Consider the following 21,374-nt stretch of genomic DNA (forward strand, 5'->3'; position numbering starts at 1 on the left):
GCTATGGGCAGCGCACAAATTCGCGACTTACCGCAAGGAGGCGGTGCAAGCCTTGCGCTTATTGTCGCAATGGCTCAATGAACGGCCATATGCAACAGAGCGAGACAGGTCAGGGGCAACCGCCGGCGGCCGATCTGAGCGGATCGGCGGCGATCGATGTTGCGCATCTGGTCAAGCTCTACAAGGCCACCCGCGCCGTCGACGATATCTCCTTCCGCATCGCGCGCGGCAGCATCACCGGACTGCTCGGCGGCAACGGCGCCGGCAAGACCACGACGATCGCGATGATCATGGGGCTGGTGCTGCCGACCTCGGGCCGAGTTCAGGTCTTGGGCGCCAAGATCCCCGAGCAGAGCTACGACGTGCTCGGCCGGATGAACTTCGAAAGCCCCTATGTCGATATGCCGATGCGGCTCACGGTGCGGCAGAACCTGACGATTTTCGGGCGCCTTTATGCGGTGACGCATTTGCGGGAGCGGATCGACCGGCTTGCCGCCGATCTCGACCTCAAGGATTTCCTCGATCGCGCCAATGGAAAGCTGTCCGCCGGGCAAAAGACGCGCGTCGCGCTCGCGAAGGCGCTGATCAACCAGCCGGAACTGCTGCTGCTGGACGAGCCGACCGCGTCGCTCGATCCTGACACCGCCGATTGGGTGCGGCAGCATCTTGAAACCTATCGCAAGACCCACAACGCCACGATCCTGCTCGCATCGCACAACATGCTGGAGGTCGAGCGCCTGTGCGACCGCGTCATCATCATGAAGCGCGGCAAGATCGAGGACGACGACAGCCCCGACCGGATCATGGCGCGCTATAACCGTGACACGCTGGAAGAGGTGTTTCTCGACGTCGCGCGCGGCCGGATGCGGGAGGGCGTGACGTGAGCGAGGTCGTGAGCCGGCAGAATCACGGGATTTCCTTGCATCGCATCAATGCGATGGTGCTGCGCTATTGGTATCTGTTGATGTCGTCGTGGCCGCGGCTTCTGGAACTGGTCTATTGGCCGGCGCTGCAGATCATCACCTGGGGCTTTCTGCAGACCTACATCTCGCAAACCTCGGGTTTCTTCGCCAGGGCCGGCGGCTCGCTGATCGGCGCCGTCATCCTCTGGGACATCCTGTTCCGCGGGCAGCTCGGCTTCTCGATCTCGTTTCTCGAGGAGATGTGGGCGCGCAATCTCGGCAACCTGATGATGAGCCCGCTGAAGCCGATCGAGTTCCTGCTCTCGCTGATGATCATGAGCCTGATCCGGCTCGCCATCGGCATCACCCCGATGACGCTGATGGCGCTGTTCTTTTTCGGCTTCAACTTCTACGCCATCGGGGTGCCGCTGATCGCGTTCTTCTGCAATCTGATCTTCACGAGCTGGTCGGTTGGCGTGTTCGCCTCGGGCCTGGTGCTGCGCAACGGGCTCGGCGCCGAAAGCATCGTCTGGACGCTGATGTTCGCGGTGATGCCGCTCGCCTGCATCTACTATCCGGTCGATGTGCTGCCGGTCTGGCTGCAATATGTCGCCTGGACCTTGCCGCCGACCTATGTGTTCGAGGGCATGCGCGCGCTTCTGATCGACCACGTCTTCCGCGCCGACCTGATGATCGATGCGCTTCTGATCAACGCCGTCCTGTTCGCTGCATCTTTTGCAACCTTCCTTGCCCTGTTGCGCAGCGCCAAGCGTCACGGATCGCTGCTCAGCGCTGGTGAATAAATGTCACTTTCCCAAGGAATTTCGCTGTTTTAGGCAGATATCGACCCTAAATGCACCTAGCGTCGCATTGACGCATTATTGCGCATTCGGCAGTATGCTGCGGCGCAAAACAGGGGTATGACAGGGGTCTGAACGACGATGCCGATTGGTGAATTTGGCGGTGCCCCGCCACTGGTGGCGGAAGGCAGGCCGGCACTCACGACGCCGCTTTACTGGATGTACGAGATGGCGCATGCGTCGCTCAATCCGGCGCGCGCGGTGACCGACGCCACCAAGATTCTGTTCCAGAATCCGCTCAATCCGTGGACGCACACCGAGTTCGGCAAATCGGTCGCTGCCGCATGCGAATTGTTCGAGCGTACCACCCGCCGCTACGGCAAGCCCGAATGGAACCTGCCCACGACCGAGGTCAACGGCATCCGCACCGCGGTCGAAGTCCGTTCGATCTGGGAAAAGCCGTTCTGCCGCCTGCTGCATTTCGACCGCAAGCTGACGCGGCCGCTGCGCGCGCCGCAGCCGCGCGTGCTGATCGTGGCGCCGATGTCGGGCCACTATGCGACGCTGCTGCGCGGCACGGTCGAAGCATTCCTGCCGACGCATGAGGTTTACATCACCGACTGGGCGGACGCGCGCATGGTGCCGCTCGCCGCCGGCCGCTTCGATCTCGATGACTATGTCGACTACGTCATCGAGATGCTGCACACGCTCGGCGGCAACATCCATGTCATCGCGGTGTGCCAGCCGTCGGTGCCGGTGGTCGCGGCCGTGTCCGTGATGGAAGCGAACAAAGATCCCTTCGTGCCGCTGTCGATGACGCTGATGGGCGGCCCGATCGATACAAGGCGCAATCCGACCGCGGTCAACAACCTGGCCGAAGAGCGCGGCATCGAATGGTTCCGCAACAACGTCATCACCAAGGTGCCGTTCCCTCATCCCGGCGTGATGCGCGACGTCTATCCGGGCTTCCTGCAGCTCAACGGCTTCATCAGCATGAACCTCGACAGGCACATGGACGCGCACAAGGCGCTGTTCGCCAATCTGGTGAAGGGTGACGGCGATCTCGTCGACAAGCACCGCGAATTCTACGACGAGTACCTCGCGGTGATGGATCTCACGGCGGAGTATTACCTGCAGACCGTGGAGCTCGTGTTCGTCAAGCACGCGCTGCCCAAGGGCGAGATGACCCATCGCGGCAAGCCGGTCGACCCCTCGAAGATCCGCCGCGTTGCGCTGATGACGGTGGAAGGCGAGAAGGACGACATCTCCGGCCTCGGTCAGACCGAGGCGACGCACGCGCTCTGCACCGCGATTCCCAAGCATCGCCGCGTGCACTACGTGCAGAAGGGCGTTGGGCACTACGGCGTGTTCAACGGCTCGCGTTTCCGCTCCGAAATCGTGCCGCGCATCTCCGATTTCATGGTTTCGGCGGCCACTACGCGGCTTTCCCTGGTCGCAGCGGCCGAATAGGTATCGTTTCGGCCGCGATTTCGGTCGCGGCACAAGCTGCTGAATTGACTAAAAGAATTTCGATTCCGGGAGCGCTCAAGGAATGATTATTTCTTCATTGTTTGAGCGTTGCTTTCAATCGTGATTCATTCTAAAAATTCCGGTTCCAGCCCCAGCCCATAGGGGGCGAGAATCGGTCGACCCCTGTATATTGGGCAAATGATTTGTTTTTGCGCCGAGCCATTCCGCTGGCGGCGGATATGGCAGAATTCGGGTGAACTCCTGCTCCCCGGACTCTCAAACATGGCTACTCGCGCGCTCCTCTATCGGCGGCCCGCCGAACCCGCGACCCTTTTGGTCAGGCACGGCTCTCAATTCTTCACCGTCAGGCTTCGCAGACACAGGCGCGCGCGCCGCTACACGTTGAGAATTCATCCGACAGACCGTGAAGCGATCCTGACGATGCCACCGCGTGGCACGATCATAGAAGCCAAGGACTTCGCGAACCTCCACGGCGGCTGGATCGCCGCACGTCTCGGCCGTCTGCCGAAGGCCGCGCCCTTTCAGCCCGGCACGTTGGTGCCGTTGCGCGGCGTGCCACACCGCCTCGTTCACCGTGCCGGCGAACGCGGCACGGTCTGGACCGAGACCCGTGACAGCGGCGAGAAGGTGTTGTGTGTCGCCGGTGGCGTCGAGCACATGGATCGCCGCGTGCACGACTTCCTCAAGCGCGAGGCGCGCAAGGATCTGCAAAAGGCGGCGGAGCTTTACGCCGCGGAACTCGGCGTCCGGGTGCGGCGCATTTCGATCCGCGATCAATCCAGCCGCTGGGGCTCTTGCACCGCGGCCGGTTCGCTATCGTTCTCGTGGCGGCTGATCCTGGCGCCGCCCTTCGTGCTCGACTACCTCGCCGCCCATGAAGTGGCGCATCTCGTCGAGATGAACCACTCGCTGCGGTTCTGGAGGGTGGTCGGCAAGCTCTGTACGTCGGTCGACCGTGCCAAGAGCTGGCTCGACACCCACGGCAACGACCTGCATCGCTACGGGATCCTGGATTAGCCGGCGGTAGCGCCCCAAATCGAACGCTCGTCCCCCGCGAAAGCGGGCGTTCCAGTATTGCAGAGACGTCTGTCTTCAAACCGAGAGCCCGTGGTGTACTGGATCCCCCGCATTCGCGGGGAATGACGATCTGTTGGCAATGGAAACGTTGCGCGTAGCCCCTTGGCTTCATCCGAGCGACGAGCCGAACACGCCTAAAGCAAGATGAGTTTGGATCGAATCGGTTCGGCGACGGACTCGCTTTACCTCTCCCAAGGGAGAGGTGAATCTCCGTTGCCGTTTCAGCTCAACCTAGTCTCATCACGCCTTAGCGACGTCCGCCGAACAGGCGATCCACCAGCCAGCCATCCAACCCCGCGGCCGCTTCCGGACGCGCGTGCGGGTGGGGCGGCGCAGCCGAGGCGCGCACCGGCGCCGGCGGGCGGTAATAACCGCCGCCTGCTTGAGGCACGGGCGCAGGCGGCGGTTGCATCGGCGCCTGCATCTGGCCCGTCGGGGCCGATGGCGGCGTGATCTGCGACGAGATCTGCACCAGGTTCGCCGGTCCCCAATTGCCTTGCGAGTTCGGGATGGCCGCGACCGGCACGCCTTGATGCGCGGCTCTCATGAAGCGCGTCCACACTTCCACAGGCAGGCCGCCGCCGGTCGCCTTCCGGGTCGGCGAATTGTCGTCATTGCCGAGCCAGACGCCGGTGACGAGATTGGCGGTGTAGCCGATGAACCAGGCGTCGCGATAATCCTGACTGGTGCCGGTCTTGCCGGCGGCGGTCCAGCCGGGGATTTCGGCCTTGCGCGCGGTGCCGGAGATCAGCGTTTCGCGCATCATGCTGTTCATCATCGCGTCGTAGCGCGGCTCGATCACCTGGTTCGGCGGATCGGCCGGACGGTCGTAGAGAACCTTGCCCGAGCTGGTCTTGATCCTGGCCACAACATGCGGCGATACGGCGTACCCGCCATTGGCGAATGGCGCGTAGGCGCCGACCAGCTCGATGACGGACACTTCGGACGTACCGAGTGCGATCGAGACGTTGGGCTCGAGCTTCGAGGAGATGCCGAGCCGGTGCGCGGTGCGCACCACGTTCTTCGGGCCGACCTCGAGGCCGAGCCGCACCGCGACCGTGTTCAGGGACATCGCCAGCGCCTGGGTCAGCGTCACCGAACCGAAATATTCGTGGGTGTAGTTCTCGGGCTTCCAGCCCTTGATGTCGAGTGGGGCATCCTGACGGATCGTATCAGGCGTCAGACCGGCCTCCACCGCGGTGAGATAGACGAACGGCTTGAAGGCCGAGCCGGGCTGCCGCTTCGCGGTCACCGCGCGATTGTACTGGCTTTCTGCGTAGTTCCGGCCGCCGACCATGGCGCGCACCGCGCCATCAGGCGACATCGCCACCAGCGCGCCCTGGCTGACATTGAACTTCACGCTCTTGGCCGCGAGCTCGTCGATCACGGCGGCTTCCGCGATGTTCTGCAGCCTCGGATCGATCGTGGTCTGCACCACGATGTCCTGATCGATCTGGCCGACGAGATCGTCGAGCACCTCGCCGATCCAGTCGGCGACATAGTTGACGGTGCCGGCGCCGGCGGGCTTCACGTTGAGCAGGGGCTGGCCCATGGCGGCCTTGGCCTGCGCGTCGGTGATGAACTTGGCGTCGGCCATTGCTGCCAGCACGACCTGCGCGCGCTGCTCGGCGCCTTTCGGATTGCGGTTCGGCGCCAGCCGCGACGGCGACTTGACGAGGCCCGCCAGCATCGCGGCTTCCGCCAGCGTCACGTTCTTCGCCGATTTGCCGAAATAGCGCTGCGCCGCGGCCTCGACGCCGTAGGCGCCGGAACCGAAATAGACGCGGTTGAGATAGAGCTCGAGAATCTCGCTCTTGGAATGCTTGCGCTCCAGCCACAGCGCGAGCTCTGCCTCCTGCAGCTTGCGCTGGATGGTGCGCTCCTGGGTCAGGAACAGGTTCTTGGCGAGCTGCTGCGTCAGCGTCGAGCCGCCCTGCGACACGCCGCGATGCATCAGGTTGGCCACCGCCGCGCGCAGGATGCCGAACGGGTCGACGCCGAAATGCGAATAGAAGCGGCGGTCCTCGATCGCGATGAAGGCTTTCGGCAGATAGGGCGGCAGATCCTTCAAGGCGACATTGGCGCCGGCCATCTCGCCGCGCTGCGCCAGCACGCTGCCGTCGAGGCCGACGATCTGGATGGTCGGCGGGCGCTTCGGGATTTCCAGCGACTGAATCGGCGGCAGATGCGCGCCGACCCACACCACGACACCGATCACCGCGATGCACGCCCACAGGCCGAGCACCGCGCCCCAGTAGAGCAGGCGGCCGATGCCGAAGCCGCGCGACTTGCCGCGGCGCTTGCTGCCGCTGCGCGAGGCGCGCGGTTTCTCGCCGGAATCTGTTTTCTTGGGCTTGGATTTGGCCGGCTTGTCGTCGCCGCCGCCGGGAATGCGATCGTCGGGCGACAGCCGCAGGTCGGCAAGCGCGGCCGGAAGCCCGAACAGCGGCTCCTTGCGCGCACCGCCTTTTTTCCGTCCCCACGCCATAAGCAACGCTCACACTATTCCGGCGGGACACTAGCGCTCCCGGTTTAAGGGGCGGTTACGCAAAGCTTAACGGGGGATTAGGAGGTGAGGCAGCGCGTGCTAGATAGTGTGAGCATGATCCGGAGAAGTGGGCACCGGTTCTCCGAAAAGATCATGCTCAAACAAGACGATGGAGCGCGATCAAGATCGCGCTCCAGTGAACAACACATAAGGAGCGCCGCATGGGCCACATCGATCCGACCAAGGAAGTCTTCGCGCAGTTCCGCGACAACAATCGGCCAGGTCCGATCCACATGCTCAACCTGGTGCGCTTGCGCGAATGGGCGGCCTATCCCGACGGCCGCAAGGCGACCGGCGCGGAAGCCTATGCGGCTTACGGTCGTGAAAGCGGTCCGGTATTCGAGCGGCTCGGCGGTCGCATCGTCTGGCAGGGCCGGTTCGAGCTGATGCTGATCGGCCCGCAGGAGGAGCGCTGGGACCACTGCTTCATCGCGGAGTATCCGAGCGTCGGTGCCTTCGTCGAGATGATCCGCGACCCCGTCTATCGCGAGGCGGTCAAGCACCGCCAGGCCGCGGTGGAGGATTCGCGGTTGATCCGTCATGCTGTGCTGCCGGTGGGGAAGAACTTCGGCGAGATTCCGGAGTAGGTGCCTCAACGGTGCTCGCAATTACTATCCTCGTCGATAGATTGAGTCGGCCGCTCCAAAAACAAATCGGCGGCCTCTGGAGGCCGCCGATCGCATCTCACATCTGCAAGGACGACTAGCCCGCCGGAGCCTGGTCCTCGAGGATCGGTCCGAACAGCTCCCAGCGCTGGCCGTTGAAGCGCATCATCTGAAGCTGCTTGTTGACGCGGTAGTCGTTCGGCGTGGTGTTGCCCTTGATGCCGGGCAGCGCCATGTCGAGCTCGACGTTCTTCAGGTTGGTCGCCTGCTTCAGCACGTTCTCGCGCGTCAGGTTGTCGCCGCACTGCTTCAGCACGTGCACCATCAGCTGGGCCGTCGAGTAGCCGTAGGTGTTGAAGTTCGAGTTCTTGTCGCCGTCGGGATAATACTTGGCCATGAAGTCGAAATAGCGCTTCATGCCGGGATCGTCCTTCCACTGCGGGTCGGCCGGATCCTTGCCGTAGTTGGTGCTGATCAGGCCCTTGGAGGCTTCGAGACCCGCCGGCTGCAGGACGGCACCGACCGAGGTGGCGTTGATGTCGACGATCTGGATCGGATGCCAGCCCATTTCGTAGATCTTCTTGATCGCCTGCGCGGCCTGCTTCGGCGTCGAGGCCGAGAAGAACAGGTCGGCGCCGGCATCCTTGATCTTGATGATCTGAGAATCGACGGTCGGATCGGAGACCTCGTAGGAGGCTTCGGCCACGATCATCTTGGCGGCCTTGGCGCCGAGGCCGGCCTTGATGCCGTTCAGATAGTCCTTGCCGAGGTCGTCGTTCTGATAGAGCACGCCGACCTTAGCGTTCGGATGCTCCTTCAGGATGTACTGGCCGTAGATGCGGCCCTCGACGAAATAGTTCGGGTTGAAGCCGAGCGTCCAGGGGAAGTTCTTTGGATCGGTGAACTTCGACGCGCCGGTGGCCGCGAACAGCTGCGGCACCTTCTTAGCGTTGAGATATTTCTGCACGGCGGCGTTCGACGGCGTGCCGACGATCTGGAAGGTCAACAGCACCTCGTCGCTCTCGACGAGCTTGCGCACCTGCTCGACCGCCTTGGGCGGCGAATAGGCGTCGTCATACTGGATCAGGTTGATCTTGCGGCCGTTCACGCCGCCCTGATCGTTGATCATCTTGAAATAGGCGGCCTGGGTCTTGCCGATGCTGGCATAGGCGGAGGCCGGACCGCTGAAGGGGACCGTCTGGCCGATCTTGATTTCGGTATCGCTTGCGCCGGGATCGTACTTCTTCTGCGCGAGGGCCGGCGAGGCCGCCAGCGCCATCGCCAGCGCCGTTCCCGTGACCAGGTGGAAAATCCCATTCCTCATAATGCTGCTTTCCTCACGTGATTGATGGTTGGCCGATGATCTCGTCCGCGGGGCCAAATTCCCGCGGTTGCCATCGCTGGGCCGGGATACTGGAGGAACGCTTGTTGCAACGCAAGACGAGCGATGCCGAAAAGGTCAGCGATTTCAGTCAACCAAAGTAGGGGGCAATGCGAAAAAGAAACCGGGTTGGGGGTCGTGCTCCGCCTCACCTCGCCCCGCTTGCGGGGAGAGGTCGCATCGCATCGAAGATTCGATGCGGGTGAGGGGGAGTCTCCACGAGTGCAGCTACCCCCTCGCCCCGTAGGAACGGGGAGAGGGAGCTTATCTGGCCCCGGAGCGACTAACCCGCCGGTCCGGTATCCTCGATGATCGGGCCGAACAGCTCCCAGCGCTCGCCGTTGAAGCGCATCATCTGCATCTGCTTGTTGATGCGATAGTCCTTCGGTCCCGTCGTGATCGACATGCCGGGCAGCGCGAGGCTCGGCACGAAGTTCTTCAGGCTGGTCACCTGCTTCATCAGATTCTCGCGGGTGAGGTCGTCGCCGCACTGCTTGAGCACCTGGATCAGCAGTTCGGCGGTCGCATAGCCGTAGGTGTTGACTGTGTTGAGCTTGTCGCCCTCGGGATAATATTTGTCCATGAACGCGAAATAGGCTTTCACGCCGGGATCGTCCTTCCATTGCGGATCGGCGGGGTCCTTGCCGTAATTGGTCGAGATGATGCCCTTTGAGATGTCGAGGCCCGCGGGCTTCAGCGTCGCCGACACCGGGCTCGCATTGATGTCGAGGATATGCACCGGATGCCAAGCGAGGTCGGCGATCTTGCGGATCGCCTGCGCTGCGAATTTCGGCGTCGAGGCGTCGTAGATCAGGTCGGCGCCCGCGGCCTTCAGCTTGACGATCTGGGAATCGACGGTCGGGTCGGTCAGCTCGTAAGAGGCTTCCGCGACGATCATGCTATCGGCCTTGGCGCCGAGACCGCTCCTCAGGCCGGTGATGTAGTCGCGGCCGAGATCGTCGTTCTGGTAGAAGATGCCGATCTTGGCGTTGGGATAATTGGCCAGGATATATTTGGCGTAGATGCGTCCCTCGGACTGGTAGTTCGGATTGTACGCGATCGTCCACGGCGCGTTCTTGGGATCGGAGAAGCGCGATGCGCCGGTCGAAGCCAGCAGTTGCGGCACCTTCCTGGCATTCAAATATTTCTGCACGGCGGCATTCGATGGCGTGCCGATGATCTGGAAGGTGAACAGCACCTCGTCGCCCTCGACGAGCTTGCGCACCTGCTCGACCGCCTTCGGCGGCGAATAGGCGTCGTCATACTGGATCAGGTTCAGCTTGCGGCCGTTGATGCCGCCCTGATCGTTGATCATCTTGAGATAGGCGGCCTGGGTCTTGCCGATGCCGGCATAGGCCGATGCGGGGCCCGAGAACGGCACGGTCTGGCCGATCTTGATCTCGGTGTCGGTCGCCCCGATGTCGTATTTCTTCTGCGCGGCAGCTGACGTAACGGACAACGCGATCGCAAGCGAACTCGCAGCGAGCAATTGCACGCTTCTCATGTCGTGACCTCCCATGTTGCCGATGATCTTGTCCGCGGAGCTTCCCTCCGTCGGATGTCATCGTTGCAGCGATGATGGAGGAAGGGGTGCTCCATTGCAAGGACGCCGCCCGCGCGCAGTGTCGCGGAATTCGGGTGGACGTCGGCGGCCGTCAGGTGAAAGTATCACCGAGCAAGATCGATTTCCGCGAGATCAGCATGGCCGCACCGAAGACGCCGCAAGCCTTTAACCTCGATCGTCTCAAGACCCCGATCGGAACCGCGCTGCTGGTGACCGATGACGACGGCGTGTTGCGCGCGCTCGATTGGGACGACTACGAAGGGCGGATGCTCGAGCTGCTGCGGCTTCACTATGGCGCGGTGACGCTGCGCGCCGGCCGCGCGCCGCGTGAGCTTCGCGACGCCTTGAGCGGCTATTTCAAGGGCGACCTCGATCGGCTCGCCGAGATCAAATGGCGCGTCGCCGGCACGCCGTTCCAGCAGAAGGTCTGGCACGCGCTGCCGAAGATTCCGCCCGGCACCACCATGAGCTACGGCGCACTGGCGGCGAAGCTGAAAGTGCCGAACGCGATGCGCGCCGTCGGCCACGCCAACGGCTCCAACCCGATCAGCGTCGTCGTGCCCTGCCACCGCCTGATCGGCGCCAATGGTTCGCTGGTCAAGTATGGCGGCGGACTGGAGCGCAAGCGCTGGCTGCTGCGCCACGAGGGCGTGGAGGTTTAGAGCGCTTGCGAAGCGCCGCCGGGCGATTGATCGACGATCAATCGATCTTCGCTAAGGCGCGTTTCGCAGGTCGCGCATGATATAGAGGAATAAAATGAGCGAAGGCGCCCACGCGAGTATCGCTCCCACCAGCATCGCGTCTACTGTCGTCATGGCGGCTCCTTTGAGCGTTCCTCGCTCTCGTCGCTAGATCAATTTCTTCGATGGTTCACCGGTTCGGGGCAAAGGATAGAGCCATTTCCAATAGGCTCTGTTGCGCTCCAACTGCCGCTTATAGGCCTCGCGACACTTCGTCGAGCAAAACTGCTCGAAGTGCCAGCTGCGCCGGATCAGTCCAAAGGGGCGCCTGCACTCCGGATTGCCGCAACGGTTTGTCATGACGTGGTCTCCGCATTGGCTCGCTGTATCCAGCGAATGAAGTTCTCCTGACCTTTGTAGAGACACAGGCGCCCGCAGTAGCGTTCGCTCGCCGGATTTCGCAGGGAGATGACCTTGGGATCTTCCCTGTCACATTGAGAGCAGCGCGGTTCTGCACGCATGGCAACCTCCCTCCGAGGAATGGCCATCTTCCGATCACAATGTCTGATGCTGTCTTTGCCGTCGTCCTTGCAGAAGACGACGATGCCAAGTCTTGCGCCGCCACTGCTCACCTTCAACTTGTCTAGATGTTTGCGGGGATTATCCTTGCGTATAGCCCGCCTGCCGCGTTCGATATGGCCTCATTCGATCGCGGGCGCGCCGACTTGGGCGAGGGCGGTATCGAGGCATCTGATCAGAGCTTCCCCGTCGAACGGCTTGATCAGAAAGCAGATCGCTCCCGCCCTCAGAGCGCGGACGCGATCGCTTTCGATCGAGAAAGCCGTGACGAAAATGAACGGAAAGCGCTGCCCGTTGGCAAGCAGGTGATCCTGCAGATCGAGGCCGCTCATGGCCGGCATTCTGACATCCGTGATCACGCACGATGTGTCGTTAAGGTGAGGCGAACGCAGGAATTCCTCAGCCGACGCGAATGTATGGACCATGTAGCCAAACGACCTGACGAGATTGTAGATCGCGGCGCGAACCGACCCATCATCGTCGATGATTGATATTACCGGCGGGTTGGGCAAGGAGATCCTTCCTGGGGACAACCAAAGGAGTGTTTGCCGCGTCCTGTGCGGTCTTGCTATCGCACAGTGCGTCGCGAAGCCGGGTCGGAGAATCATACTTAGGTTTGCGGCTTGCTGGATGCGGGCCCGATCCCGAGCATTTGCGCCATCCGCACTAGGTCCGGCAACGACTTCGCCGCCATTTTCCGCATGATGTGCCCGCGGTGTATCTTCACGGTGATCTCGGCCACCCCGATTTCGGCCGCGATCTGCTTGTTCATGAGCCCCGCCGTGACGAGAGCCATCACCTGCCGCTCGCGAGGAGTCAGGTTGGCGAACGCAACACGCAGGTCTGATAGGACCTTTGCCTCATCGCGGCGGCTTCTGTCGCGCTCGATCGCCGTCGTGACCGCATCCAGCATGTCCTGATCGCGGAACGGCTTGGTCAGGAAGTCGATAGCCCCGGCCTTCATCGCCCTGACCGTCATCGGTATATCGCCATGACCCGTCATGAAGATGATCGGAATGTGAATGTCGGCCTTCACCAGCTCGGCCTGGAAGTCCAGGCCACTCAGGCGGGGCATCCGGATGTCAAGGATCAGGCAACTGGCGACGTTCGGAAGCTTGCTCTGCAGGAATTCGTGCGCCGAGGCGAACACCTCGGCCCTCAAGCCGACCGACCGGAAGAGATTTCTCAGTGCTTCACGCACCGATGCGTCGTCATCGACGACGAAGACGATCGGGTCCTCGGCGCTTGCGAGGGTGGGCGGCGGTGTCGGGCGCCTGATCACCATGCGTGATTCCCTTGATGCAACGGCAGGGTGAACTGGAATGTCGCACCAGGGCCGACGTTGCCGGCCGCAGAGAGGCGCCCGCCGTGAGCGGCGACGATCGAGCGGCAGATCGACAGCCCCATTCCCATGCCGCCCGATTTGGTGGTGAAGAAGGCGTCGAACAGCCGGCCGGCGTCTTCGCCGGCGACGCCGACGCCGGAGTCCCTGACCGTAACCAGGATTTGCCGGGCTTCGTCATGGTCTGTGCGGATCGTAAGTTCCCGCGGCCGGTCCGTGACCGGCTGCATCGCTTCGATGCCGTTGATGACCAAGTTGAGGATGACTTGCTGCAGCTGGATGCGGTCGGCGAGGACCAGCGGGAGAGCGGGAGCAAGTTCCAGCCGCAGCAACACCCGGTGGCTCGCCAGTTCGTGTTGCACCAGGCTGATCACCTCGTTGATGACGTCATTGACGTCGAGCGGTGTCTTCTGACCGGTCGTCTTGTTCACCAGGGCGCGGACACGCTGGAGGACATCGCCCGCCCGATTGCCGTCTTTGATGATAGACTTCACCGCTCCGCGCGCTTCATCCAGATCGGGGCTGGGCCGGTCGAGCCAGCGCAGACATGCCGCGGCGTTGGCGACGACGGCGGCGAGCGGCTGGTTCACTTCATGGGCGATCGACGCAGCGAGCTCCCCGAGCGCCGTCACGCGAGTGACATGCGCGAGGTTAGCCTGCATCTCCTGCAAGTCCGCCTCGGCTTGCTTGCGGGCCGTCACGTCCGTCACCGCGCCGATGAATTCAGTCTCGCCCGAAGCATCCGTCACCGCATGCGCCCTGGCGTGGACATGTTTGATCGACCCGTCGGGCATCAGCAATCGGTATCCGTGCTCGAAGTCCTCGCCGTCGCGGGACGCGCACTCGATGGTCCGTCGCACGCGCGTGCGATCATCCGGATGGATGCGTTGAAGCACCGTGTCGAGCTTGATGGAAGGAGCCTTGTCGAATTCGAATATTCTGAAGGTCTCTTCCGACCAGATGATCTCACCACTCTCAACGTGCCAGCTAAAGTTGCCCGTGTGGCTCAATCGCTGAGCCTCGGCCAGATACATTTCACTCTGCCGCAGCGCGTTTTCGGCCTGCTTGCGCTCAGTGATGTCCTCGCATGCAATCAGGACGATCAATTGATCGTCCAGCCGCCGCACGGCCTTGGCGTTTTCACGAACCCAAAGCCGGGACCCGTCCTTGCGGACCTTCCGGATCTCCCAGCTGTGGGTTTGGCCGATCTTGTCGAGGCATGCTGCCACGTTGCTCTGGACCATGTCCCGATCTTCGGGGGCAAAGACCCTTAGCACGGATTGCCCGAGCAATTCGTCGACGGAGTAGCCCAGTTGTGCCGCGCCGAACGTGTTGACGGACAGAACGGTGCCCGTTGCATCGACCATGAAGTACATGACCGGGTTGTGCTCGAACACCTCCTTCCATTGTGCCTCGCTGTTGCGCAGCGCCTCGATCGCGTGCTCCTCGCCCTTCGCCTGGCCGTGCAGCACATCCTCCATCTGCCTTTGGCGGGAGCCCACCAGGCGCATCACGATCAATGCAGCGCCAAGCGCGGCGACGAGCAGCACGACGGCAATCAGATATGCGGGGGTCGCCGGCGACGGACCAAGCACCAGCCAAATGCACGCCGCCGTCCCGAGCGCCAGCACCATGCAGCCGAGCAGCCATTGTTCGGCCGGCCACTTCATTTTCGGATTGCGCATCATCGGCAGCACGAAGCAATTGGCCATTGCGGGCCGCGCTGCGTCGCTAGGTGACCAGTATCATCAGGTGACCAGTATCATCAGCGGCGACAACGTCGCCCTCCTAACAGGCTGAATACTAGCAGCTTTTCGCCGTTCGAGCGACATTATGCGGGAGCTTTCGTGATCTTCCCGCATGCCGTCAGGTCGCCCGGGAAGCGAAACCATCGCGCTCACTCAGGCTCAGGTTGTGCCTAAACCTAGGTATGGTTCTCCCCCACCACATGTAACGGCCCGATCAACCTCCGTTCAATGGCCGGTTCCAGCGCCTCGACTACGCTTGTTGGGTAACTCGATGACAATAGGCCGTCTGAAATTGCCATGCGATCGCCGATTACGAATCTGGGGATTGATATGTCGAAAACTCGCCTGCACTTGATCCTTTGCTCCGATGACATCGGGCCCGAAGCAAAGCACCTGGGGAGCGACCACCGCTTCCAACCTTCCGTTATCGACGGGGACGGACCAACGAGCAGCGAGTCGGCGAACGGCTCGTGGGGGAGCGCCTTGCTTGCACTGTTCGATCTGGGCCTTCTGTTGTCCCAGGCAACTTATCTTGCCTTCCTGGAGGCGAACCTGGCAGCGCTCGAACCCCAAGGCCGAGCCGACGCCGAACAACCCGATTAGACCTGCGCGGTCGTGTGATCGCCTCTGTCGTCATTCCGGGGCGGCCCGCACGGAATGATGACGGCGGAGAGAGTCGTCAGGCAGCCGGTTTCGCCGCGGCGTCCTCGCTCGACAACAGGTGCAGGAGCGCGCTCTTGATCGCGGCCTGCCGGGTCGGCGCGGTGACCTGGGCGCCGAGCAGGTCGGTCACATAGAACACGTCGCGGGCGCGCTCGCCGAAGGTCGCGACATGCGCGGAGGCGATGTTGAGGTTGAGCTTCGAGATCGCCGTGGTGAGCTGATAGAGCAGGCCGGGCCGGTCGAGGCCGGAGACCTCGATCACGGTGTAGCGATCCGACCACTGGTTGTTGATGGTGACCTCGGGCTCGACGATGAACGGCCGCGCCTTGCTGCGCACGGCGCGCCGCGCCACCGCCTCAGGCAGCCGCAGCTTGCCCTCCAAGACGTCCTCGATCATCTGGCCGATCCGGGTCGCGCGCCGGCCCTCATCCTCGTCGCGGTCGTATTCGCGCGAGATCGAGATGGTGTCGACGGCGCGGCCGTCGGTCGTGGTGTAGATCTGGGCGTCGACGATGTTGGCGCCGGCGGAGGCGCAGGCGCCCGCGATGATCGACAATAGCCAGGGGTGGTCGGTCGCGAGGATCGTGAGCTCGGTGACGCCGCGGACCTCGTCGAACCCGACATTGATCGCGAGCTTGTGACCGGCCTGTTCGCTCGCGCGGATGAAGCGCGCCTGGCGGATCTTGCGCGGCAGCTCGACCTTGAGCCAGTAGGCCGGATAGTGCCGGCCGATATAGGCGTTGAGCTCGGCTTCCGGCCATTCGGTGAATTCGGCGCGGAATTCGGCCTGCGCCATTGCGATGCGCTGGGCGCGATTGACTTCGGAGAAGCCGCCGGTCAGCACCGGCTCGGTCTCGTAATACAGCGTGCGCAGGAGCTGCGCCTTCCAGCCGTTCCACACGCCCGGGCCGACGCCCCTGATATCGGCGGTGGTCAGGATGGTCAGCAGCTTCATCTGCTCCACCGACTGCACCACAGCGGCGAAGTTCTCGATCGTCTTGCGGTCCGACAGGTCGCGCGATTGCGCGACAGTGGACATCGTCAGATGATCCTCGATCAGCCAGGCCACCAGCTCGGTGTCGGCAGGGGAGAAGCCGAGCCGCGGGCACAGCCGCCGCGCCACCTTGGCGCCCGCGATCGAATGATCCTCGGGCCGCCCCTTGGCGATGTCGTGGAGCAGCGTCGCGATATAGATCACCGGGCGGTGCTCGGGACGGATCTTGCGGAACAGGTCGCTCGCGACCGTGAACTCCTCGTTGCCGCCGCGCTCGATCTCCTGCAGGAAGCCGATGCAACGGATCAGGTGCTCGTCCACCGTATAGTGGTGGTACATGTTGAACTGCATCATCGACACGATCTTGCCGAAGGCGCGGATGAATTGCCCGAGCACGCCGGTCTCGTTCATCCGCCGCAGCACGATCTCTGCGTTGTCGGAGGTCAGGATCTCCATGAACAGGCGGTTGGCTTCCGGGTCCTCGCGGAGCTCGGTATTGACCAGCTTCAGCGAGCGGGTCACCGTGCGCATCGCGTCGGGATGGAAGGCGAGGTCGTTCTGCTGCGCGAGGCGGAAGATCCGGATGAGATTGACCGGGTCGTGCTTGAACACGTCGGGGGCGGCGAGGTTGATGCGGTTGTTGTCGACGATGAAGTCGTCGCTGCCCGTCACCCGCCGGCGCTTGGCACCGGGCCGGAAGCGCGCCACCATGCGGCTCAGCACCGGCGCGGGCTTGTTGTGCTCCTCCTCGAGCTTGGCGCACAGGATCGCGGTGAGGTCGCCGACATCCTTGGCGATCAGGAAGTAGTGCTTCATGAAGCGCTCGACGTCCTGCATGCCGGGATGCGAGGTGTAGCCGAGCCGAACCGCGATCTCGCGCTGCATGTCGAACGACAGCCGCTCTTCGGCGCGGCCGGCGAAGAAGTGCAGGTTGCAGCGCACCGACCAGAGGAAGTCGGCGCAGCGGCGGAAGGTGCGGTACTCCTGGGCGTCGAACACGCCGCGTTCCAGAAGCTCATCCGTCTCGCGCACGCGGTAGACGTATTTGGCGATCCAGAACAGCGTGTGCAGGTCGCGCAGCCCGCCCTTGCCGTCCTTCACATTGGGCTCGACCAGATAGCGCGACTGGCCGGCGCGGCGATGCCGCTCCTCGCGCTCGGCGAGCTTGGCGGTGACGAATTCCGATGCGGTGCCCTGCACCACCTCCTTGTCGAAGCGCTCGACCAGTTCGCCATAGAGCGGCTGGTCGCCGGTCAGGAACCGCGTCTCCAGGATCGCGGTGCGGATTGTCATGTCGCCGCGCGCCTGGCGAATCGATTCGTCGACCGAGCGCGTGGCGTGGCCGACCTTCAGCCCCATGTCCCAGAGGCAATAGAGGATCGCCTCCGCCACCTGCTCGCCCCAGGCGGTCTGCTTGTAGGGCAGGATGAACAACAGATCGATGTCGGATTCCGGCGCCATCAGCCCGCGGCCATAGCCGCCGGTCGCGACCACGGCCATCCGCTCGGCGCCCGAGGGGATCGGCGAGGGATAGAGGTGTTTGGTCGCCGCCTCATAGAGGATGCGGATGATCTCGTCCTGCACGAAGCAGAGCCGCTCGGCGCAGCGGCGGCCGTGCCGGTCCTTCAGGAGCAGTGCCTGCGCCGTGGCGCGCGCCGCGAGCAGTTCGGCCTTGAGCAGCTGCGCCATCGCGGCGCGGAACTGGTCCTCCCGGCCGGCATGCTTTTCGGCGAGTGCATTGACCGTCGCGGTGATCCGCGCAGTCTCGAAACGATCATCCGCTGCAGGGCGGACTTCGGCTACGACGCTGTCCATGCTTGCATCCGATAACGGACGGAGCGTTTGCTGTCACTGACCAAAGCATAAGGACTGCTGCTCCATGCTGTTTCAGTGGCGCTTCGAACAAGGTCGTTCTCGCGCCGCCTCGCAAAGGGTAGGGATTTTCTTGTTGATCGCAAGATTAACTCATTGAAATAAAAGAGTGTTTCTTTATCAGGTCAAGCAGATCGTCGAATGTCATCGTTGTCCCGGCGCACGCTGGCCGCGATGTTCGCGGTCTCGGCGCTGTTTCCCGGCGCGGCCTAACGGCATCAGCATCGTCTGGGTCCAGTCGGCCGGGTCCAACAAGGCGCTGGAATTCCTCGATGCCGGCTCGATCGATTTCGGCTCGATCGCGGGCTCGGCGGCGCTGGTGGCGAGGATCAAGGGCAACCCGATCAGGTCGATCTATGTCTATTCGCGTCCCGAACGGACCGCGCTGGTGACAGCGGCGCTACAAGGCCTTACACCGGCATAAAGAAAAATATGCCGGGAGCAGAACCATGGACTCCGCCGAACTCCGCGCAATGCAGGCCCCGATCAAGGAACGCTACAAGGCCGACCCGACGGCCGCCGTGATCACGCTGAAGGCCAAGGGCTCAATCGATAACGAGAGTATTTCCTGCAAGGTCGAAACCGGCCGCGCGCTCGCGGTCGCCGGCCTCCACCCCGCAACCGGCGGCTCCGGGCTCGAGCTCTGCTCCGGCGACATGCTGCTGGAGGCGCTGGTCGCCTGCGCCGGCGTCACGCTGAAGTCGGTCGCGACCGCCGTCGAGGTGCCGCTGAAAGTCGGCACCGTCTTCGCCGAGGGCGATCTCGATTTTCGCGGCACGCTCGGCGTCGACAAGGAGGCGCCGGTCGGCTTCCGCGAGATCCGGCTCCGCTTCGATGTCGGCACCGACGCGCCGCAGGACAAGCTCGACCTGCTGCTGAAGCTCACCGAACGCTATTGCGTGGTCTACCAGACCATCAAGAACGGCCCGAAGGTCATCGTCTCGATGCAGCGGGTGTGATCGCTCGCATGGAGCAACGCGGAATGCGAGCCGGGGAGGGTCATCTCTCCGTTCCGGCAGCGTCTCCGCGGAGAGACCGTGACCCCTCCCCGCCGCTCATTGCATTCGCGTCGACCCTCCCCTTTCAAGGGAGGATAAGAAAAACAACAAAACAACAAAATGTCCCCCGAGCTCCACTTCCTCCTGATCCTCGTGCTGCGCATGGCCGTCGCGGCGGCGTTCGTGGTCAGTGCGTCCATCGTCACGGAGCGATCGGGGCCGGTGATCGGCGCGCTGATCGCGACCTTGCCGATCTCGGCGGGGCCGTCCTACACCTTCCTTGCGCTCGACCATGACGCGGCCTTCATCGCCGAGGGCGCGCTGTCGAGCCTGCCGGTCAACGCCGCGACGATCTATATGGGGCTGACCTACGCGGTGCTGGCGCAGCGCTGCAGCATGTGGATCAGCGCCGGCGCCGCGATCGCGCTGTGGCTCGTGCTCGCCACCATCATGCGCCAGTTCGAATGGTCGCTCGCCGGCGGGCTGATCGTCAACGCGATTACCTTTGCGATCTGCATTCCGCTGCTGAAACCCTACCGGCATGTCGCCAAGATGCCGCTGATCGCGCGGCGCTGGTACGACATCCCGCTGCGTGCCGCACTGGTCGCAAGCCTGGTCGGAACCGTGGTCACGGCGTCGAGCTGGGTCGGTCCGCGCGTCACCGGCGTGATGGCGCTGTTTCCGATCGTGTTCTCCTCGATGATGCTGATCCTGCATCCGCGCATCGGCGGCCCGGCCACCGCCGCCGTGCTCGCCAACAGCGCCTGGGGCCTGATGGGCTTCGGCCTGGGCGTTGCCGTGTTGCATGTCGCGGTGCTGCAATTCGGCTCCGCGATCGGCCTCTGCTGCGCGCTCGCCACCTGCATCGTGTGGAATCTGGCGCTGTGGTGGAATGGGCGGAGGAAAGCCGTGAAGGCGTAGAAAACGTAGGGGTAGGTTAGTAGCCGAAGGCGTAACCCACCATGGCGCCTTGGTGAAAGAAGCGGTGGGTTACGCTACGCTAACCCAACCATCGGTGCCTCGTAGCCCGGATGGAGCGCAGCGTGACCCGGGGTCAGTTGAGCCGCTGATCAGGCTAAGGGGGCTTCCGTGGCGGCGGATGCCTCAACATGAAGTCCGCTCGCGAGCGCACGGCAGGATTGGGATCATCTGCAAGCCGGGCGACCAGAGGGGCCTCATCGTCTATTTGCGACCGCACGCTAATCATGGCGTCGGCGACAGCCCTCCTCACAACAGGCGATTTGTCGCGGACGCCTCGGGCGATGAAGAAGACTCGATCATGCTCTCGCTTAATGTCGCGTGTGTCGAAGACTGGGACGCGCTTTTGCAATCCGTAGACCTTGTCGATCCAAATCCATTCGAAGCCTGCCAGCCACGTCGCCCTCCCCGAGATCAAGCATTGATACGCTACGGCGCGGATGGCGGGCTCGATCGCTATCTCTGCGACATGCGGCAAATAGCGATCGAGACTGGAGAATCGCAGGGCGTTGCGCAAATGGGCTCCGCTCGCGCCGCTGGGCTGTTTCTCCAGCGTGGAGACGAATTCTGACAGGACATCGTCGCGACCGTATACCAGATCGAGACTTGCCGCCGTGTCGTGCCAGCGGCCCCAGATGAGGCGGCGACCAAGGAGGTACTTCGCGGTATCAGCCGCGACGGTTGCTGGAATTTGAGAGGCCACGCGTTGGACACAGCGCTGTGCAGCAAGGCGGACCGGGCCGACCCAATCGTTTAGTCGCCACGCCAACGCGGCGAAAAAGAACTGAGAGCCGGGCGGGGTCTCGAGATGATCAAGAGCAAGCTCCCTCACGCGGCCATCGGGATGAAATAGAAAGAGCCACGCATAGTCTGGATTCCTGGCCATGAGTGTCTGCTCGGACGACAGCCAGCGCAGTAACGTTTCCCTGAGCGAAGGTTGCCGCCACCAGTCGAGGCCGGCGGCCCAAGCGATCTCGCGGCTCGCTCGCACGACCTCGGTCGCTGGGAGCGTAGCAAGATCCGCCAGGGCCTCGCGAAGAGCTTGATCAGACCCGCTGCGGCCAAGCGCTTTCCCGACCGCCGATAACTTTGCATGGAGTGCGGGCGATAGGAGTGATCGATCACCGAATGCCATCGCCTATCCTCGCAGCA

17 protein-coding genes and 1 pseudogene are annotated in these 21,374 nt (G+C 63.1%); 10 read left to right on the forward strand and 8 right to left on the reverse strand.

Features of this window, described 5'->3' with window-relative positions; all coding sequences use genetic code 11:
- The first annotated feature begins 89 nt into the window (after positions 1-89).
- From MTX19_RS02955 to MTX19_RS02970, 4 genes are all read left to right on the forward strand, one after another.
- Positions 90-884 carry an ABC transporter ATP-binding protein gene (locus MTX19_RS02955; protein WP_280982371.1) on the forward strand — a complete coding sequence of 265 codons (795 nt, stop codon included), beginning with the start codon at positions 90-92 and terminating at the stop codon, positions 882-884.
- Complete coding sequence (locus MTX19_RS02960; protein ID WP_280974528.1) at positions 881-1,705, forward strand: ABC transporter permease; 825 nt, start codon at positions 881-883, stop codon at positions 1,703-1,705. The genes MTX19_RS02955 and MTX19_RS02960 overlap by 4 nt, the downstream gene beginning before the upstream one ends.
- 138 nt (positions 1,706-1,843) lie before the next feature.
- Complete coding sequence (gene phaZ / locus MTX19_RS02965) at positions 1,844-3,172, forward strand: polyhydroxyalkanoate depolymerase (RefSeq protein ID WP_280982372.1); 1,329 nt, start codon at positions 1,844-1,846, stop codon at positions 3,170-3,172.
- Between the two features lie 198 nt (positions 3,173-3,370).
- Positions 3,371-4,210: a SprT family zinc-dependent metalloprotease gene (locus tag MTX19_RS02970; RefSeq protein ID WP_280985837.1), complete on the forward strand. Its 840-nt coding sequence runs from the start codon at positions 3,371-3,373 to the stop codon at positions 4,208-4,210.
- Positions 4,211-4,517: 307 nt separating this feature from the next.
- Here the strand turns inward: MTX19_RS02970 and MTX19_RS02975 are convergent, their stop codons facing one another.
- The gene (locus MTX19_RS02975; RefSeq protein ID WP_280985838.1) at positions 4,518-6,758 is read right to left on the reverse strand and encodes a penicillin-binding protein 1A; all 2,241 of its coding nucleotides are present in this window, start codon (positions 6,756-6,758) and stop codon (positions 4,518-4,520) included.
- Positions 6,759-6,979: 221 nt separating this feature from the next.
- Between MTX19_RS02975 and MTX19_RS02980 the strand changes: the two genes are divergently transcribed.
- A complete protein-coding gene (locus tag MTX19_RS02980; protein ID WP_280974524.1) occupies positions 6,980-7,405 on the forward strand; it encodes a DUF1330 domain-containing protein in 426 nt (141 codons plus the stop codon).
- A gap of 115 nt (positions 7,406-7,520) precedes the next feature.
- Here the strand turns inward: MTX19_RS02980 and MTX19_RS02985 are convergent, their stop codons facing one another.
- Both MTX19_RS02985 and MTX19_RS02990 read right to left on the reverse strand, forming a co-directional pair.
- Positions 7,521-8,747 carry an ABC transporter substrate-binding protein gene (locus tag MTX19_RS02985; RefSeq protein ID WP_280982373.1) on the reverse strand — a complete coding sequence of 409 codons (1,227 nt, stop codon included), beginning with the start codon at positions 8,745-8,747 and terminating at the stop codon, positions 7,521-7,523.
- Positions 8,748-9,087: 340 nt separating this feature from the next.
- Entirely contained in the window at positions 9,088-10,308 is a 1,221-nt protein-coding gene (locus MTX19_RS02990; protein ID WP_280982374.1) for an ABC transporter substrate-binding protein, read from the reverse strand.
- 197 nt (positions 10,309-10,505) lie between these two features.
- Here MTX19_RS02990 and MTX19_RS02995 point away from each other — a divergent pair, with 197 nt between their 5' ends.
- Positions 10,506-11,030 (forward strand): methylated-DNA--[protein]-cysteine S-methyltransferase, encoded by a 525-nt coding sequence (locus MTX19_RS02995; RefSeq protein WP_280984675.1) that lies wholly within the window; start codon positions 10,506-10,508, stop codon positions 11,028-11,030.
- 719 nt (positions 11,031-11,749) lie between these two features.
- Here the strand turns inward: MTX19_RS02995 and MTX19_RS03000 are convergent.
- The 3 genes from MTX19_RS03000 to MTX19_RS03010 form a co-directional block, all read right to left on the reverse strand.
- A complete protein-coding gene (locus tag MTX19_RS03000) occupies positions 11,750-12,139 on the reverse strand; it encodes a response regulator (protein WP_280982375.1) in 390 nt (129 codons plus the stop codon).
- Between the two features lie 98 nt (positions 12,140-12,237).
- Entirely contained in the window at positions 12,238-12,912 is a 675-nt protein-coding gene (locus tag MTX19_RS03005; protein WP_280982376.1) for a response regulator transcription factor, read from the reverse strand.
- On the reverse strand, positions 12,906-14,681 hold the full coding sequence (locus MTX19_RS03010; RefSeq protein WP_280982377.1) for a PAS domain S-box protein: 1,776 nt from the start codon (positions 14,679-14,681) through the stop codon (positions 12,906-12,908). Before MTX19_RS03010 ends, MTX19_RS03005 begins: the two co-directional genes overlap by 7 nt.
- Before the next feature lie 333 nt (positions 14,682-15,014).
- Between MTX19_RS03010 and MTX19_RS03015 the strand changes: the two genes are divergently transcribed.
- On the forward strand, positions 15,015-15,320 hold the full coding sequence (locus tag MTX19_RS03015; RefSeq protein WP_280982378.1) for a hypothetical protein: 306 nt from the start codon (positions 15,015-15,017) through the stop codon (positions 15,318-15,320).
- A gap of 76 nt (positions 15,321-15,396) precedes the next feature.
- On the opposite strand, the gene MTX19_RS03020 is transcribed toward MTX19_RS03015, so the two are convergent.
- Positions 15,397-18,189, reverse strand: a complete 2,793-nt coding sequence (locus tag MTX19_RS03020) for a [protein-PII] uridylyltransferase (RefSeq protein WP_280982379.1) — start codon at positions 18,187-18,189, stop codon at positions 15,397-15,399.
- Between the two features lie 198 nt (positions 18,190-18,387).
- Here MTX19_RS03020 and MTX19_RS03025 point away from each other — a divergent pair.
- The 3 genes and pseudogenes from MTX19_RS03025 to MTX19_RS03035 all read left to right on the forward strand — a co-directional run.
- Positions 18,388-18,640, forward strand: a pseudogene (locus MTX19_RS03025) (aliphatic sulfonates ABC transporter substrate-binding protein); the annotation flags it as partial.
- A gap of 55 nt (positions 18,641-18,695) precedes the next feature.
- Positions 18,696-19,205, forward strand: a complete 510-nt coding sequence (locus MTX19_RS03030) for an OsmC family protein (protein ID WP_280982380.1) — start codon at positions 18,696-18,698, stop codon at positions 19,203-19,205.
- A gap of 159 nt (positions 19,206-19,364) precedes the next feature.
- A complete protein-coding gene (locus MTX19_RS03035) occupies positions 19,365-20,165 on the forward strand; it encodes a hypothetical protein (RefSeq protein ID WP_280982381.1) in 801 nt (266 codons plus the stop codon).
- A 154-nt stretch (positions 20,166-20,319) separates the two neighbouring features.
- Here MTX19_RS03035 and MTX19_RS03040 read toward each other — a convergent pair whose 3' ends face one another.
- Positions 20,320-21,357: a hypothetical protein gene (locus tag MTX19_RS03040; protein ID WP_280982382.1), complete on the reverse strand. Its 1,038-nt coding sequence runs from the start codon at positions 21,355-21,357 to the stop codon at positions 20,320-20,322.
- Positions 21,358-21,374 lie beyond the last annotated feature (17 nt).

Source organism: Bradyrhizobium sp. ISRA464 (genome assembly GCF_029910095.1).
Taxonomy (GTDB): Bacteria; Pseudomonadota; Alphaproteobacteria; order Rhizobiales; family Xanthobacteraceae; genus Bradyrhizobium.

Bases quoted from the DNA above. Each gene is read 5' to 3' on its own strand.
- MTX19_RS02975 (WP_280985838.1), bottom strand. From the start codon at position 6,758: ATGGCGTGGGGACGGAAAAAAGGCGGTGCGCGCAAGGAGCCGCTGTTC.
- MTX19_RS02955 (WP_280982371.1), top strand. From the start codon at position 90: ATGCAACAGAGCGAGACAGGTCAGGGGCAACCGCCGGCGGCCGATCTG.
- MTX19_RS03010 (WP_280982377.1), bottom strand. From the start codon at position 14,681: ATGGCCAATTGCTTCGTGCTGCCGATGATGCGCAATCCGAAAATGAAG.
- MTX19_RS03015 (WP_280982378.1), top strand. From the start codon at position 15,015: ATGCGATCGCCGATTACGAATCTGGGGATTGATATGTCGAAAACTCGC.
- MTX19_RS03005 (WP_280982376.1), bottom strand. From the start codon at position 12,912: ATGGTGATCAGGCGCCCGACACCGCCGCCCACCCTCGCAAGCGCCGAG.
- MTX19_RS03020 (WP_280982379.1), bottom strand. From the start codon at position 18,189: ATGGACAGCGTCGTAGCCGAAGTCCGCCCTGCAGCGGATGATCGTTTC.
- MTX19_RS03030 (WP_280982380.1), top strand. From the start codon at position 18,696: ATGGACTCCGCCGAACTCCGCGCAATGCAGGCCCCGATCAAGGAACGC.
- MTX19_RS02990 (WP_280982374.1), bottom strand. From the start codon at position 10,308: ATGAGAAGCGTGCAATTGCTCGCTGCGAGTTCGCTTGCGATCGCGTTG.
- MTX19_RS03040 (WP_280982382.1), bottom strand. From the start codon at position 21,357: ATGGCATTCGGTGATCGATCACTCCTATCGCCCGCACTCCATGCAAAG.
- MTX19_RS02995 (WP_280984675.1), top strand. From the start codon at position 10,506: ATGGCCGCACCGAAGACGCCGCAAGCCTTTAACCTCGATCGTCTCAAG.
- MTX19_RS02985 (WP_280982373.1), bottom strand. From the start codon at position 8,747: ATGAGGAATGGGATTTTCCACCTGGTCACGGGAACGGCGCTGGCGATG.
- MTX19_RS02980 (WP_280974524.1), top strand. From the start codon at position 6,980: ATGGGCCACATCGATCCGACCAAGGAAGTCTTCGCGCAGTTCCGCGAC.
- phaZ (WP_280982372.1), top strand. From the start codon at position 1,844: ATGCCGATTGGTGAATTTGGCGGTGCCCCGCCACTGGTGGCGGAAGGC.
- MTX19_RS03035 (WP_280982381.1), top strand. From the start codon at position 19,365: ATGTCCCCCGAGCTCCACTTCCTCCTGATCCTCGTGCTGCGCATGGCC.
- MTX19_RS02970 (WP_280985837.1), top strand. From the start codon at position 3,371: ATGATTTGTTTTTGCGCCGAGCCATTCCGCTGGCGGCGGATATGGCAG.